General features: G+C 71.0%; 12 protein-coding genes and 1 pseudogene. 6 read left to right on the plus strand and 7 right to left on the minus strand.

What is annotated here, in order from left to right:
- Nucleotides 1-70: 70 nt before the first annotated feature.
- From QMK34_RS34000 to QMK34_RS34010, 3 genes are all read left to right on the plus strand, one after another.
- Nucleotides 71-1573 (plus strand): PucR family transcriptional regulator, encoded by a 1503-nt coding sequence (locus QMK34_RS34000; protein ID WP_326418785.1) that lies wholly within the window; start codon nt 71-73, stop codon nt 1571-1573.
- 80 nt (nt 1574-1653) lie between these two features.
- A complete protein-coding gene (locus QMK34_RS34005; RefSeq protein ID WP_326418786.1) occupies nt 1654-2331 on the plus strand; it encodes a response regulator transcription factor in 678 nt (225 codons plus the stop codon).
- Nucleotides 2328-3467: a sensor histidine kinase gene (locus QMK34_RS34010; RefSeq protein WP_326418787.1), complete on the plus strand. Its 1140-nt coding sequence runs from the start codon at nt 2328-2330 to the stop codon at nt 3465-3467. Before QMK34_RS34005 ends, QMK34_RS34010 begins: the two co-directional genes overlap by 4 nt.
- A gap of 38 nt (nt 3468-3505) precedes the next feature.
- Here QMK34_RS34010 and QMK34_RS34015 read toward each other — a convergent pair.
- The 3 genes and pseudogenes from QMK34_RS34015 to QMK34_RS34025 form a co-directional block, all read right to left on the minus strand.
- A pseudogene (locus tag QMK34_RS34015) lies at nt 3506-3988 on the minus strand (histidinol-phosphatase); the annotation flags it as partial.
- A gap of 272 nt (nt 3989-4260) precedes the next feature.
- Nucleotides 4261-6372, minus strand: a complete 2112-nt coding sequence (locus QMK34_RS34020) for a 3-hydroxyacyl-CoA dehydrogenase NAD-binding domain-containing protein (RefSeq protein WP_326418788.1) — start codon at nt 6370-6372, stop codon at nt 4261-4263.
- Nucleotides 6372-7577 (minus strand): thiolase family protein, encoded by a 1206-nt coding sequence (locus tag QMK34_RS34025; RefSeq protein ID WP_326418796.1) that lies wholly within the window; start codon nt 7575-7577, stop codon nt 6372-6374. The genes QMK34_RS34020 and QMK34_RS34025 overlap by 1 nt, the downstream gene beginning before the upstream one ends.
- Nucleotides 7578-7918: 341 nt before the next feature.
- On the opposite strand from QMK34_RS34025, the gene QMK34_RS34030 reads away from it, so the two are divergent.
- Nucleotides 7919-8704: a TMEM175 family protein gene (locus tag QMK34_RS34030; RefSeq protein ID WP_326418789.1), complete on the plus strand. Its 786-nt coding sequence runs from the start codon at nt 7919-7921 to the stop codon at nt 8702-8704.
- Here QMK34_RS34030 and QMK34_RS34035 read toward each other — a convergent pair.
- The 4 genes from QMK34_RS34035 to QMK34_RS34050 all read right to left on the minus strand — a co-directional run bounded on the left by QMK34_RS34035 (nt 8606) and on the right by QMK34_RS34050 (nt 13338).
- Entirely contained in the window at nt 8606-9742 is a 1137-nt protein-coding gene (locus QMK34_RS34035; RefSeq protein WP_326418790.1) for a TIR domain-containing protein, read from the minus strand. The two genes, QMK34_RS34030 and QMK34_RS34035, sit on opposite strands and share 99 nt — an antisense overlap.
- Nucleotides 9743-10098: 356 nt before the next feature.
- Nucleotides 10099-11388, minus strand: coding sequence for a ribonuclease D (locus QMK34_RS34040; RefSeq protein ID WP_326418791.1), 1290 nt, complete (start codon nt 11386-11388; stop codon nt 10099-10101).
- 68 nt (nt 11389-11456) lie between these two features.
- Nucleotides 11457-12173, minus strand: coding sequence for a response regulator transcription factor (locus QMK34_RS34045; RefSeq protein WP_326418792.1), 717 nt, complete (start codon nt 12171-12173; stop codon nt 11457-11459).
- A 601-nt stretch (nt 12174-12774) separates the two neighbouring features.
- Nucleotides 12775-13338, minus strand: coding sequence for a DUF3000 domain-containing protein (locus QMK34_RS34050; RefSeq protein WP_326418793.1), 564 nt, complete (start codon nt 13336-13338; stop codon nt 12775-12777).
- An 87-nt stretch (nt 13339-13425) separates the two neighbouring features.
- Here QMK34_RS34050 and hemE point away from each other — a divergent pair, with 87 nt between their 5' ends.
- The gene (gene hemE / locus QMK34_RS34055) at nt 13426-14505 is read left to right on the plus strand and encodes a uroporphyrinogen decarboxylase (RefSeq protein ID WP_326418794.1); all 1080 of its coding nucleotides are present in this window, start codon (nt 13426-13428) and stop codon (nt 14503-14505) included.
- Nucleotides 14502-15556, plus strand: a 1055-nt coding sequence (gene hemG / locus QMK34_RS34060) for a protoporphyrinogen oxidase (protein WP_326418795.1), incomplete at its 3' end; no start/stop codon positions are given. The genes hemE and hemG, both read left to right, overlap by 4 nt.

The raw sequence follows: 15556 nt of genomic DNA on the forward strand, positions 1-15556 counted from the left end.
ACCGTAGGTCCGGCCGGGTCGGCACGAACATGGGAGGATTCATCCGAAGGTCCACCACCGGCAGGATGAAATGACCCAGAGTCTCGCTTTGAACGCCGACGAGGTGAATGTCCCGTTACGTGCGGTCGTCGGCAACTCGGAGCTGGCCGTCGAGGTGGTGCCGGAGAGCCTGCGGCCCGGCGCGCTCGACCGGCCGGTGCGCTGGGCGCACGTCAGCGAGCTGCGCGACCCCACGCCTTACCTGGTCGGGCACGAGCTGCTGCTCACCGCGGGGGTGAACCTGCCGGTCGAGCAGGCCGAGGTCGACCACTACGTCCGGCGGCTGCGCGAGGGCGGGGTCACCGCGCTGGGTTTCGGGCTCACCCCGTCGATGTCCGAGACGCTCCCGGCGTCGCTGCGCCGGGCGTGCGTCCGGCACGGCCTCCCGCTGCTCGTGGTCGGCCCCCGGACCCCGTTCCTCGCGATCAGCCGCGCGGTGTCCGTCGCGCTGAGCGAGGCGGGCCAGCGCGAACAGCGGCGGATCTCCGCGGCGCGGGAGGCGCTGACCAGGGCGGCGAGCGAAGGGCTCGGCGAGCTGGTGGGCGCGCTGGGGACCCGGCTGCATTGCTGGGTCGCGCTCATCGGCGCCGACGAGATCCTCGCGGCCGATCACGGCGCCCCGTCGCCGCTGCCGCCCGAGGTCCGCGAGCTGCTGGCCGCCCTGCGCACCGGCAGCGGTATCCGCAGCGCGTCCACCGAGGTCGCCGATGGCACGGTCGTGGTCGCCCAGCCGGTGTACCCCCAGGCGACCGCGTCGCACCTGCTGGTGGTGGGGCGCGACAGCCGATACGACAGCGGTGACCGGGCGATCCTCGCCGTCGGCGCCGCCCTGCTCGGACTGGTCGGCCGGGCCGGTTCGGACGCCGCCGAGCTGGGTGCCGCGGCCACCGCCCTGCTGCTCGGGCGGACCGAGCCCGAGCCGGTGACCGCGGCGCTGGTGGGCTCGGCCGACTGCCGCCTGATCGCCGGGATCGCCCACCGCCGCGGGCCCGGCGAGGTCGCCGCGCGCTACGACTGGCTGCGCGCCCGCCTTGACACCCCGCTGGTCCAGCTGCTGCCGGGGCCCCGGTTCGTCGCCATCACAGCCGCGGTTCCCCCGCTCGGCCCGCTGCGCGCGTACGGCTGGCTGGCCGTCGCGAGCGGTCCCGTCCCGGCGTCCCGGCTGCGGGACGCGACCGCCGAGGTGGAGCTGCTGCTGGACCGGGCACGGGCGCTCGGGCACCCGGTGGTGGCGTCGGACCTGGGACTCGACGCCGTCGTCTCGCCCGGCGCGGCGGAGGGGTTCGCGGCGCGGACGTTGCGCCCGGTGCTCGACCTGGATCGCGCGCAGGACCGTGACCTGGTGGTGACGTTGCGCACCTGGCTCGCGCATCACGGCGGCTGGGACCGCACGGCCGCGGAGCTCGGCGTGCACCGCAACAGCGTCCGGCACCGCATCGGCCAGGTGGAGCGCGCCCTGGACGTGGACCTGGCGGATCCGGAGGTCCGGATGCAGCTCTGGTTCGCGCTCCGCTGGGTCCCGCACTCGCGATGAACGGTCCGTTCATCGCAAGTGCGGGGGGACGGGGAGTGTCCTTACAGGTCACTCTCAGGAACTTGTGGCAACGTGGTGTCGTGCGGATCCTGGTAGTGGAAGACGAAGAGCCCCTCGCCGACGCCATCGCGCGCGGTCTGCGCCGCGAGGGGATGGCGGTCGACATCGCGCTCAACGGCGACGACGGCCACGAGAAGGCGACGGTGACGCGCTACGACGTCGTGCTGCTCGACCGTGACCTGCCCGGGATGTCGGGTGACGAGCTGTGCCGCGAGATCGTGGCCTCCGGCGAGCTGACGCGGGTGCTCATGCTGACTGCCAGCGGCTCGGTCTCCGACCGGGTCGAGGGCCTGTCGCTGGGCGCCGACGACTATCTCGCGAAGCCCTTCGCGTTCCCCGAACTCGTGGCCCGCGTGCGTGCGCTCGGCCGCCGGGCGACCCCGGCCGCGCCGCCGCTGCTGACCGCAGGTGACGTCGAGCTGGACCCGGCGCGCCGGACCGTCCGCCGCACCAGCGGCCCGGTCGAGCTGACGCGCAAGGAGTTCGGTGTGCTCGAGGTGCTGCTGTCCGCCGCCGGTTCGGTGGTCAGCAGCGAGGAGCTGCTGGAGCGCGTCTGGGACGAGAACGCGGACCCGTTCACCACCACCGTGCGGGTCACCGTGATGACCCTGCGCAAGAAGCTCGGGGAGCCGGGCATCATCGAGACCGTGGTCGGTTCGGGCTACCGGGTGCCGGAGCAGGGGACCATCCGCGGGTGAGCCCGCGCGCGAGCCTCTTCGGTGTGCGCAGCCTGCGGGTGCGCATCACGCTGCTCGCGACTTTGCTGGTCGCCGCGGTTAGCCTGCTGCTGCTGTGGCTGGCGTGGACGTTGATCGGCGACGCCGTGGCCGCGGTGCCGCAGATGCCGCCGGGCACCTCCGTGCGGGTCGGCGGCATCGACGTCGACGCCTCCACCCTGGCCGAGCACCTCCGGCTGCACGCCCGCAACCGGGTGCTGCTGTTCGGCTCGCTCGCGTTCTTCTTCGTGGTCTCGGCCGCGGCCATCCTGGCGTGGACGTTCACCTCGCGCGTGCTGCTCCCGCTGCGGGAGATCACCGGCACCGCGCGGCGGCTGTCGATCGAGTCGATGGGGGAGCGGATCGGGGACGTCCGCTCCAAGGACGAACTCGCCGAACTCGCCGGGACCTTCGACGACATGCTCGACCGGCTGCAGTGCGCGTTCGAGGCACAGCGCCATTTCGTGGCCAACGCCAGCCACGAGCTGCGGACCCCGCTTTCGGTCATCCGCACCGAGCTGGACGTGACGCTGGCCGACGAGCACGGCGAGGTGCCGGCGCGGCGGCGGAGCGCCGACGTCGTGCTCGACGCCACCGAACGAGCCGGGCAGCTGGTCGGTTCGCTGCTGTTGCTGGCGAAGACGGACGGCGCGGGCCTGGTGGTGCGCGAGCTCGTCGACCTCGCCGTCGTGGTGGACGTCGCCTGGCGCGCGGTGCGGTCCGAAGCCGAGCGGAAGGGGATCCGCGCGGGGTTCGTCACCGCGAGCGCGCCCGCGTTCGGCGATCCCGCGCTGCTGGACCGGATCGCGGGCAACCTGCTGGAGAACGCCGTGCGGCACAACGTGGTCAACGGCTGGATCGAGGTCGTCACGCAGGCCGGTCCACAGTGGTCGGTGCTGCGGGTGCGCTCGTCGGGCGGACTGCTGGATCCCGCGACCGTACCCGAACTGTTCGAGCCGTTCCGCCGCGCCGGGATCGCCCGCACCGCGCGTTCCGGTGCGGGGCTGGGGCTCTCGATCGTGCGCGCGGCGGTGCAGGCGCACGGTGGCAGCGTCGCGGCGGAGCCCGTGGTGGGCGGCGGCCTCTCCGTCATCGTCCACCTGCCCGCCGCCCCCTGAACCCGCAACCGGTCGATCTATCGACGAGTCGCGGGGGGTTAGCGGACGTCGATGAAGATCGGGTTCGAGTAGAGCCAGAGATCCTCGAACGGGTTGGACTGCCCGATGACGTCGGGGGTCGGCTCGATTCCGCCGGTGACGTGCTCCTTGCCGTCCGTGCCGCGCACGCGGACGAAGAACGGCTCCCGCACGGCGCGAAACATGTGCTGGAAGGCGACCCGGCGCCCGGGATGCCACCGCGGCTCGAAGGATTCGACCACCCGGGTGCCCGGCGCGGTCATCGTCTCCCGGTCGGCGGCCGGTCCGGTCACCGGGCCCGCGACGACGTCCAGCCTGCCGAGCCGCGGAATCGTGCCGCCGCTGTTCGGCCGGTCGGCCAGCCGCGCCGACACCACGACCGTCACGGATTCGCCGCGGTGCACCCGCAGGCGTCCGCCGAGCGTCGCGGTGCCGCTCCCGGAGTACACCCCGACCTCGAGTTCCCGCGCGAGCCCGCCGTGGCCGACCCAGACCCGCCCGGCGTCGCGGTCGAACCGGCGAGTCACGTGATCTTCAAGGACAAGCCCGAACTGCTGAAGCTCGCGCGGCCCGAATACCTGCCCGCCAATGTGGACCTGGCCCGGTGGGCAACCGAGCTGCGCGGCCGGTACCCGGCACCCCATGAGGTCCAGGACCTGAGCGAGTTCGCCAGGCGGTCGGCGGCCGCGGGCAACCTGCTCCCGAACCTGGACTGCCCGGCCAGCGGCGTGAAGCAAGGGCCCCTCCGGCATCGCCGAAGGGGCCCCGACTCCGCCTACGCGCTGGGTACCGAAGCGACGCCCGGCGCCAGGAACGGCTTGCCGTTGACCCGCTCGGACACGCCGGAGCGGTCCAGGTACGGCGTGATGCCGCCCAGCCAGAACGGCCAGCCCGCGCCGAGGATCAGGCACAGGTCGATGTCCTGCGCTTCCGCGACCACGCCCTCGTCGAGCATGATCCGGATCTCCTCGGCGATGGCCGCGAGCGCGCGCTCCCGCACCTGCTCCACTGTGGACGGTGAGTCGCCGCGCTGCCACAGTTCGGCGACCTCGGGGTCGACCGTGGCGTTGCTCTTCTCGTCCCAGAGCCAGACGCCTTTCTTGCCCGCCTTGACGAACTTCGCCAGGTTGTCGCTGACGGCGAAGCGGTCCGGGTACGCCTCGTGCAGCGTCTCGCCGACGTGCAGCGCGATGGCCGGGCCGACGAGCTGCATCAGCGTCAGCGGCGACATCGGCAGGCCGAGCGGTTCGAGGGCCTTGTCGGCCACCTCGAACGGCGTGCCCTCGTCGACCGCGACCAGCACCTCGCCGAGGAAGCGCAGCAGCAGCCGGTTGACCACGAACGCGCTCGCGTCCTTGACCAGCACGCTGGACTTCTTCAGCTGCCTGCTGACCGAGAACGCCGTCGCCAGGCTCGCGTCGTCGGTCTTCTCGCCGCGCACGATCTCCAGCAGCGGCAGCACGGCAACCGGGTTGAAGAAGTGGAAGCCGACGACCCGCTCGGGGTGCTCCAGCTTCGACGCCATCGCGGTGATCGACAGCGACGACGTGTTCGTCGCCAGGATCGCCTCGGGCTTGACGTACTTCTCCAGGTCGGCGAACACCTGCTGCTTGACGCCCAGCTCCTCGAACACCGCCTCGATGACGAAGTCGGCGTCGGCGAACGCGGCCTTGTCGAGCGAACCGGAGACGAGCGCCTTCAGCCTGTTCGCGCCGTCCTGCGAGGTGCGCTTCTTGGCCAGCAGCTTGTCGATCTCGGCGTGGACGTACCCAACGCCCTTGTCGACGCGCTCCTGGTCGACGTCGGTCAGCACGACCGGCACCTTCAGCCGTCGCACGAAAAGCAGTGCCAGCTGGCTGGCCATCAGGCCCGCGCCGACGATGCCGACCTTGGTCACCTTGCGCGCCAACGCCTTGTCCGGCGCACCGGCGGGCCGCTTCGCGCGCTTGTTGACCAGGTTGAACGAGTACAGCCCGGCGCGCAGGACATCACTGAGCAGCAGCTCGGCGAGCGCGTCGGTCTCCGCCGCGTAACCGCGGTCGAGGTCGTTATCGCGGGCCAGTTCCAGCAGCTCGACGGCCTTGGTCGCGCCCGGCGAGGCGTCGTGCGTCCGGCCGTCCACAATAGACTTGGCGCGCGCGATGGCGTTGTCCCACTCGGCGCCGCGGTCGATCTCGCGGCGAGCAGGGGTGACTTCGCCGTTGACGACCTTGGCCAGCCACAGCAACGACTGCTCGAGGTAGTCGGCCGAGCCGAAGACCTCGTCGACGATGCCGAGCGCCGCCGCCTGCTTGACGTTGAGCATCTTGTTCTGGTTCAGCGCGTTCTCGATGATCACGGTGACCGCGGCGTCTGGGCCGATCAGGTTGGGCAGCAGCTGCGTGCCGCCCCAGCCGGGGAACAGGCCGAGGAAGACCTCGGGGAACGAGATCGCGGCCGTGTTCTCCGACAGCGTGCGGTACTTGCAGGACAGCGCGAGTTCGAGCCCGCCGCCCATGACCGCGCCGTTGACAAAACCGAACGTCGGGATGTCGGTCTCGGTGAGCCGACGGAACACGTCGTGCCCGGTCTGGGCGATTTCCCGCGCCAGCGCCGGATCCGACACCGCTTCCACGCCGGACAGGTCCGCGCCCACGGCGAAGATGAACGGCTTGCCGGTGACCGCGATCGCGGCGGGTTCGGCGGCGAACGCGACGTCCAGCGCGGCGTTCAAGCTGACCAGGCCTTGCGGCCCGAAGGTCGACGGGCGGGTGTGGTCGTACCCGTTGTCGAGGGTGATCAGCGCGACCTGCCCGTCGAGGCCGGGCACCTTGATCAGGCGGGTGACGGCGGTCGTGACGACCTCGTCAGGGAAGGCGGCCTTGGCCGCTTCGGCGGTGAAAGTCATTACTTCGCCCCCTGGTAGGCCGGGTTCTCCCAGACGGGGTTTTCCCAAATAATGGTGCCGCCCATGCCGATACCGATGCACATGGTGGTGATGCCGTAGCGCACGTCGGGACGCTCGGCGAACTGACGCGAAAGTTGCGTCATCAGCCGCACGCCCGAGGACGCGAGCGGGTGACCGCAAGCGATTGCGCCGCCCCACTGGTTGACGCGGGGGTCCTCGTCGTCGACGCCGAAGTGGTCGAGGAACGCGAGCACCTGGACGGCGAACGCCTCGTTGATCTCGAACAGGCCGATGTCGTCGATCGACAGGCCGGTGCGCTTGAACAGCTTCTCGGTGGCAGGCACCGGGCCGATGCCCATGACCTCCGGCTCGACCCCGGCGAAGGAGTACCCGACGAGCCGCATGCCGATCGGCAGGCCGAGCTCGAGCGCGGTCTCCTCGTCGGCGAGCAGGGAAGCGGTGGCGCCGTCGTTGAGCCCGGCGGCGTTGCCCGCGGTGATGCGGCCGTGCGGGCGGAACGGCGTCTTCAGCCCGGCGAGCGTCTCGAGCGTGGTGCCGGGGCGGGGCGGCTCGTCCTCGGTGGCGAGACCCCAGCCGAGTTCCTTCGAACGGGTGGCGACCGGGACCAGCTCGGGGCCGATCTTGCCGGTCTTGACGGCCTCGGCGTAGCGCTCCTGGCTGCGGGCGGCGTACGCGTCGGTGCGCTGCTTGGTGATGGCGGGGAACCGGTCGTGCAGGTTCTCCGCGGTCTGGCCCATGACCAGCGCCGTCGGGTCGACGAGCTTGTCGGCGATGATCCGCGGGTTCGGGTCGACGCCCTCGCCCATCGGGTGACGGCCCATGTGCTCGACCCCGCCCGCGATGGCGATGTCATACGCGCCGAAGCCGATCCCGCTGGCGACGGTGGTGACCGCGGTCATCGCGCCCGCGCACATGCGGTCCAGCGCGAAGCCCGGCACGGATTTCGGCAGCCCGGCCAGCAGCGCGGCGGTCCGGCCGATCGTCAAGCCCTGGTCGCCGATCTGCGTGGTGGCCGCGATGGCGACCTCGTCCACGCGCTCAGGTGGCAGCTCGGGATGACGCCGGAGCAGTTCCCGCATGGCGTTGACGACGAGGTCGTCGGCGCGGGTGCCGGCGTAGATCCCCTTGTCCCCGGCCTTGCCGAAGGGGGTCCGTACCCCTTCGACGAAGGCGACGTTGCGCACCGCCCGCGCGTGCGGCGCGAGCGGGGTACCTGGTGCGGCCACAAAAGCTCCTGACGACGAGACGACAGATCCGGCCCCGACGATAGTCCTTGTTACCCGTCGGTAACCAGTCGGATGGCCCGTCCGAGTGGGCACGGCACACTCCCGTGTCAGCCGGGGTGCGGCGGGCCCTGAAGCTGAGCGGTTCCGGCACTGTCCCGAAACGTCTAGCGGTGCTCAGTCGGCTTCGAGGAAGCGGCCTGCGTCCGACTCGTCGCAGAGCGGCTTTCCGGCCGGTTTCGGTGAGGCCGACCAGCCGCCAGTGTTGACCAGTTAATATTAACCAGGTAATACTACTGTTCATGGACACTCACTCCGGCCGCGAATCCGCAGACGAGACCAGCGAGGCGCGCGCGGTCGCGGCCGCCCGGCTCCCCGTGTTCGTCGACGCGGTGATCGCGATCGCCCTCACCCTGCTGGCACTGGACCTGCCCGTGCCGACCGGCGCAACCACCGGCGCCATGCTGGATTCGGTGCTGGAGCACCGCAGCGAGTACCTGGCGTTCGTGGTCAGCTTCCTGGTCGTCGGCGCTCACTGGCACGCTCACCACGAGATCTTCTGCCATGTCCGCGCGCTGAGCGGTCGCCTGACCGGCCTCACTCTGTTCTGGCTGTTCCTGCAGGTCCTGATGCCGTTCGCGACCAGGGTGCTCACCGCCGACGGCGCCTTCCCGGCCCGGTTCGGCCTGTACGCGCTCGTGCAGGTGCTGGCGTCCGCGTCGTTCGCGCTGATCATCCGGGAGATCCGGCGTCAGCACCTGTACCGCGAGGACGTGCCGCCCCGGATGTTCGCGCAGAGCCAGGTGCGCAGCCTCTGCCTGGCCGCGGTTTTCGCGGTGTCCATCCCCGTCGCGTTCTTGACCGCGAACGGCAGCGCGTACCTCTGCTGGATCGCGGTGCCGATCGTGCTTTCCCTCGCCCAGCGCGTCCAGAGCCGCGCCGCCGCCGCTCGACCGGCGCCGCGGCTTCCTGTGTCAGAAGGGGCCGGGTCAGAGGGGCCGGGTCAGGTCGAGGTCGGCGAGCTGCCGCATGGTCCGCACGCCGAGCCGGATCGACTGGGCGCCCAGTCGCAGTGGCCGCGTCGCTGACCGCAGCGGGGCGCTGAGCACTTCCAGCGGCCGGGTCTGTTCCAGGAACTCGGTCAGTGTCAGTTCGACGCCTTCGAGGTCGCCCAGCGTCTTGGCGAACTCCCGGTACTCGTCCCGCGCGGTCGCGAGCATCTCCGCGCTGCCGTGGGAGACGAGCAGTCGCAGGTAGGAGCGGATCGTCGAGTCGGCTTCGGCCACGGTCGATTCGAACGCGGTGCCCGACCGCTGGATTCGCACGGCCAGTGGCTTGAACGCTTCGGCGGCGCGCACTGAACGAACGCGCTCCTGCTCCGGTGAACGCTGTCCGCCGTTGTGCAAGAGCCGGGCGAACGCGTCTTTCAGTGCGTTCAGGTCGCCGATGATCTCGATGGCGTGGGCTTCGAGCCGATAGCCCGACGCGATCAGCCTGTCGTTGTACTCGTGCAGGCCTGGCGCGTCTTCGTTGTCAGCGAGGCCGGTGTCGTCGGGGAGGCCGGCGAGCGCCGGGGTCTGCGAGCCCCGCTGTGCCAGTTTCGCCTCCGCCGCGTCGATCGCTTTGACCAGCTTCCCGGCGACGAGGACCATCGCCCGGCGCCACTCCGGCGATCCGGGGCCGGCCAGGGCCGCCTCCCGGATGTCGAGGTATTGGAGCTTCTCGATGATCTGGACGCTCGCGTCGGCGTTGTCCCCGGTGAGCAGGTCGTGCCCCATGATGATCAGCGGCAGGATCAGTTCGGTGAGTTCGAGGGCGCTCGCCTTCGCGTGGAAGGCGTTCAGCTCGTCCCGGCACCAGGGGCTTTCGTTGAAGTAGTTCATGGTGATCACCGGCAGGAAGACCATGGCCGCGTCGATGCCGTCCTGGATGCCCTTACGCCAGTCCCCGCCCCAGCCGATGGACACGCGGTCGACGAAGATCTCGATCTTCCGCCCGTGGTCGGCCTCGCAGAAGTACGCCAGGTCCGCCGTCAGCGGATCCACGAAACGCAGCCGCTCGTCGTCTGCGTGCGTGAAGCTGAGGAAGCATTGGACGGCAGGCTGATCGGACACGAAGTCGCTCATCGGGACACCTTGCTGATCCGGGTGACTGGTCAGCCGAAGCCTAGGTCGCCGGAGCGGCCACGGGCCGGGAGTCGCGCAGGTGGCCGGGAATTGTCCAGTATTTGTTTATCGGTGGCCAGGATCTGCTCCGCCCGGAGTTCGATCTCCGGGAAGTACCGGCTACGCATGACCGGCGAGGACGAGACAGCAGCCGCTTCGCTGCTCAGCGACCTGCTGTGTCGCTGTCGCCATCCTGGACGGCTAGGCGTACGCGAACTCTTCGCAAGAAAACGTTGTCGACCTCTTCGGCGACCGCTTCTGACGATCGGCGGCACCGGTGTCGCCGATCGTCAGCCTGCCTGGTGGGTCTCCTGCCGCTAGTTGCCGCCGCCGCTGACCTGGCCGGGGTCTGCTTCGGGAGCGGGTGCGGTGGTGTGGAGGGCCTTCGCGAGCGCGGCCGCGGTCAGCTCGACCTGCCACGGGCGCGCGCCGTGGGACCGCAGGGTCTCGGCGACGCTGTCCTCGGTGAGCTCGGCGGGCGGGCGCCAGCAGGTGCGCCGCACCAGATCCGGCAGGAGCAGGTTCTCCAGCGGCAGGCGGTGGTCCGCGGCGATCGCGGACAGCGCCGCCCGCGCCGTCGAGAGCCGGGCCGCGGCGTCGGGGTCCTTGTCCGCCCAGCGGTTCACCGGCGGCGGGCCGTCGGTGGACTGGGCCGGGCTGGGCAGCTCGCTCTGGGGGAGCGCGCGGGCGGCCTGCAGGTGACGCAGCCAGCTCGCGGTGTACTTCCGTTGCACGCGGCCGCTGAACACCGGCAGCGCCTGCAGGTCCTCGACGGTCTTCGGGTCGGCCGTCACGGCGTTGATGATGGCGGTGTCCGGCAGGATCCGGCTCGGCGCCCTGTCCCGCTTGCGGGCCAGCTCGTCGCGCGCCTGCCACAGCTCACGGACCGCGGCGAGGCCGCGCGGGTTGCGGATCTTGTGCACCCCGGAGGTCCGGCGCCACGGCTCGGCGCGCGGCGCGGGCGGCGGCGCCGTCCTGACGGCTTCGAACTCCTGTTTCGCCCACTCGAGCTTGCCCTGCTCGGCGAGGTCGGTCTCGAGCCGCTCGCGGAGCTGGATCAGCAGCTCGACGTCGAGGGCGGCGTAGTTGAGCCAGTCGATGGGCAGTGGCCGCTTCGACCAGTCGGCGGCGCTGTGCCCCTTCTCCAGCTGGTAGCCCAGCAGGAGCTCGACCAGGGTGCCCAGGGCGACCCGCTCGTAACCCGCCAGCCGTCCGGCCAGCTCGGTGTCGAACAGGCTCACCGGGTGCAGGCCCAGCTCGGCCAGGCAGGGAAGGTCCTGTGAGGCGGCGTGCAGCACCCACTCGGTGTCGTTGAGGACAGCCGCGAGGGGAGCGAGCTCACCTTCGAGGGGAATGGGGTCGATGAGGAACGAGCCGGCGCCTTCACGGCGCAGCTGCACCAGATAGGCCTTCGGCCAGTAGCGATAGCCGGAGGCGCGCTCGGTGTCGACAGCGATGGCCCCCGTGCCCGCGGCGATCTTCGCGCACGCTTCGGCCAGTGCTGCCGCGTCGGTGATCACCGGGGGAGTGCCCTCGGCGGGTTCTCGCAGCAAGACGGACGCAGGAGCATCGGGTGTGGTGTCTAGTCCGATCTCTGCGCCATCCATAAGCGAAGACCCTACGGGACGGGCGTACCGCGCCTGGTCAGCCCGCCCCGTAGAGTTGTTCGCTTTTGTCAGCGGATCACGCCGGCACGCATAGCCAGCGCCACCATCTGTGCCCTGTCTCCCGTACCGAGCTTGCGCCCTATACGCGAGAGATGCGATTTCACCGTGAGAGCGGAGAGGGAAAGTTCCTCACCGATCTCCTTGTTGGACTGCCCATCGGCGACGAGCTGCAGCACCTCGACCTCGCGCGCTGAAAGCTCACGCGGGGTGTTGTCGGTGCCGGCAACCCTGGTGCCGGTGGCGAGAACAGGAGCCACGCTCGGATCCGCGTACACGCCGCCTTCCAGGACCCTGCGTACGCCGTCGGTGACAACCACCGGCGACGCGGACTTCAGCAGGTATGCCTGGGCACCGGCCTGGAACGCCGACCTGACCGCGTACGGGTCGTCGGATGACGCGAGCACCACAACACGAGGCCAGCCGTTGCTACGAAGTTCCGTAACAAGCTCGATGCCACTGCCGTCAGGCAGTCCGAGATCGAGAATCGCCAGATCACAAGGCCCGGTGGCCTGTGCTCGCGCCCTCGCCTCGGCCACCGTGGCCGCTTCGTGCACTGTGCCCGCACCCATTTGTGCGAGTCTTGCTGCGATTGCCTCCCTCAACAGCGGGTGGTCATCGACCACCAACACGGAAAAAAGCTCTTCCCGCGGATGCGGAACCATGCTCGCCGGCAAAGCACCGGCTGGCGTGGATCGGACGGCCTGAGAAATGCCGACGGTAGCCACGTCACTACCTCCCTGGAGTCGGTCGTGCCCCCCGACCGGCACCGGGACCTTCGGCCGTTTAGCCGCGCCAGCTTTAGACCGAAAGTGGTGTCGTCGAAGGCACTGTAGCTCCCCCGGGGCCTCCGCGGGGGGATCGAATGGGTATCTATCTCAAACCAATGGTCACTCAGGGGATTCGTTGTAACACGATCGGGCTAGTGCGCAGCCGGTAGCTAACGGAACCCCGAGGGAACGCGATGCACTAGAGATACCGGTCGGGATTCGGCCGTGCAGATGAATCGTGCAGGTGCGGATGCCGTTGCTCACGACGTTCACCAGGCCCTGTCACAGTCGTCAGAATCGGCTCCGGGCCGGGGCATGATCAACTGTCCGGCCGTCGCTCAGCGTGGTGGGGCGGACACTACGGCGAGTAGGTCCGCCGGTCTCCCCGGCTCGCGTTTGGCGGAGCTGGATGGGTGAAGATCAAGTAGCGGTCTGTGACGACATGTGCTTCACGACCGTGGGGTAGGTACGGGGCGTATCGCGCTCATGATCTTGGTCGCCCCGCAAGCCCGGCCGCTCGAACGAGGACCGGCGGCGTGAGCTGCTCAAAAGTCCGGTCCTAGGAGCTCTGGCGCTGTTCGAAGAGGGTCACGCCCACCGGGGGGAGGCCGACCACACTGGCCATGACCTGGCAGAAGGCGTGGCCGTGCGACTGGAGCGCCGCGTCGGTGGGGGTCCACGAGGCCCGCAGCTCCAGGTCGTCGGTGCGGGTCGGGCCCGAGATGTCGCCGAAGCGCGCCGAGGAGGTTTCGGTGACCGTGCCGCCCAGCGCCGTCCAGCCCGCGCCGGAGGACTCCAGCGCGTCGTTCAGCCAGGACCAGCCGACCGCCGGGAGAAACGGGTCCAGCGCCAGCTCCCGGTCCAGTTCGGCCCGGACGTACATCACCAGGCGGAGAACACCGTCCCAGCCTTCCTGCCCCTCCGGGTCGTGCAGCAGCACGAGCCGCCCGGAGGCGAGCACGTCGGCGGGCCCCTCCACTTCGCAGCTCACCGCGTACGACCACGGCGCGAGGCGTTGCGGCGGACGCATGGTCTCGAGCGTCACCTCGGGCCGGGGCCGGACGGATTGCAGCGCCGCGACCGCTTCACGGAAGAGGTCGGGCACGGGCGTCATCGCGGTCACAGACCGACTGTAGGACGGTAATGCCCTGATGTGGGCGCAGGCGCGCCGAGAGCAGAGCCCCAGCGGGCACATGGCACCATGAAGCCGATGTCTCCCACAGCTCAGACGCGGCCACGGCCGGCTCGCCGCGCACTCTCCGAAGCGCCCTTCCTGGCCGCCGCCCGCGGCGAGCGGCCCGCCCGCCCGCCGGTCTGGTTCATGCGGCAGGCGGGCCGGTCCCTGCCCGAGTACCGCGCGCTGCGCCAAGGCGTCGAAATGCTCGACGCCTGCTTCGACCCCGAGATGCTCACCGAGATCACGTTGCAGCCGGTCCGGCGCCACGGCGTCGACGCGGCCATTCTCTTCAGTGACATCGTCGTCCCGCTCAAGGCCGCGGGCCTCGACATCGACATCGTGCCCGGCACCGGGCCCGTCGTGGCCGAGCCGATCCGGGACGCGGCTGGGCTCCGCGCGCTTCCGGTGCTGGAGCCGGACCAGGTGTCGAAGGTCGCCGACGGGGTCCGGCTGCTGGTGGACTCGCTCGGTGAGACGCCGTTGATCGGCTTCGCGGGCGCGCCGTTCACCCTGGCGTCTTACCTGATCGAGGGCGGCCCGAGCCGCAACCACGAGCACACCAAGGCGCTCATGCACTCCGAGCCCGAGCTCTGGCACGAGCTGGCCGGGCGGCTCGCCGACCTCGCGCTGACCTTCCTCAAGGCCCAGCTCGACGCCGGGGTCGACGCGGTGCAGCTGTTCGACTCCTGGGCGGGCGCGCTGTCCGAGCGCGACTACCGCGAGTTCGTCCTGCCGCACTCGGCGAAGGTCCTCGCGGGCGTCGCGGACTACGGCGTCCCGCGGATCCACTTCGGCGTCGGCACCGGTGAACTGCTGGTCGCGATGCGCGACGCGGGCGCCGACGTGGTCGGCGTCGACTGGCGGATCCCGCTCGACGAGGCCGTCCGGCGGCTGTCCACGCCCGGCGCGAAGCCCGCGGTGGTGCAGGGCAACCTGGACCCGGCGCTGCTCTACGCGGGCTGGCCGGTGCTCGAGGCCGAGGTCCGCCGGATCCTGGCCGAGGGCCGCGCCGCCGCCGGGCACATCTTCAACCTGGGCCACGGCGTGCTCCCCGGAGTCGATCCGGACGTACTGACCCGCGTCGTCCGGCTGGTGCACGAACTCGGCTCATGACCAAGGTCGCCGTCGTCGGCGGCGGGATCTCCGGCCTCGCCGCGGCGTACCGGCTGCGTGTCCTGCTGGGCGAAGCCGCCGAGATCACCGTGTTCGAGTCCTCGGCCGCGCTCGGCGGCAAGCTCCGCACCGCCGAGGTCGCCGGGATCCGCTACGACGTCGGCGCCGAGGCGTTCCTCGCGCGCCGCCCCGAGGTCCTGGCGCTGGCTCGCGAGGTGGGCCTTGGTGAGCTGCTCACCCACCCCACGGGCGCGCGGGCGAAGATCCACGCCGGTGGCTCGGTGCTGGGCCTGCCGCCCGGCACGGTGATGGGCGTACCCGCGTCGGCTTCGGCGGTGGCCGGGGTGCTGTCCGAGCAGGGCCGTCTCGCGGTCGAGGCCGAGGCTTCGCTGCCGCCGGTCCGGCTGTCCGAGGGCGACGTCGCGCTGGGCCCGCTGCTGCGCGAAAGGTTCGGCGACGAGCTGGTGGACCGGCTCGTCGACCCGCTGCTGGGCGGCGACTACGCCGGGGGAGCGGACGGCCTCGGCCTCCGCGCGACGATGCCGGGGCTCGCTTCGGCCGTCGAGGACGGCGCCGCGTCGCTGACCGCTGCCGCCGCTTCGCTGCTGCCCAAGCCGGTACCCGGCGCCAAACCCGCTCCGGTGTTCGGGACGTTGCTCGGCGGTCTCGGCACGCTGGTCGACCGGCTCGCCGAACTGTCCGGCGCCCGGATCCGCACCGGCGTGCCGGTCCGCGCGCTGACCCGGCTCCCTGGCGGCGGCTGGCGGCTCGAACTCGGCGCCGCGGCGCCCGCGCACGCCCCGCGGGACAGCCCCGTGGACGTCGACGCGGTGCTGCTCGCCGTGCCCGCACCGGCCGCGCGGAAGCTGCTCGACGACCTGGTCCCGGCCGCGTCGGCCGCCTTCGCCGAGGTCGAGCTGGCCTCGATGGCGGTGGTCGCGCTGGCGTTGCCGCCGGGCACCGAGTTGCCGGAGTCGTCCGGAGTGCTGATCGGCGCCGGCGAGCGCGACGCGGCGGGCGACCTGTTCTCGGCCAAGGCGTTCACCTTCTC

The organism is Amycolatopsis sp. H20-H5 (genome assembly GCF_035828755.1).
Lineage (GTDB): Bacteria > Actinomycetota > Actinomycetes > Mycobacteriales > Pseudonocardiaceae > Amycolatopsis.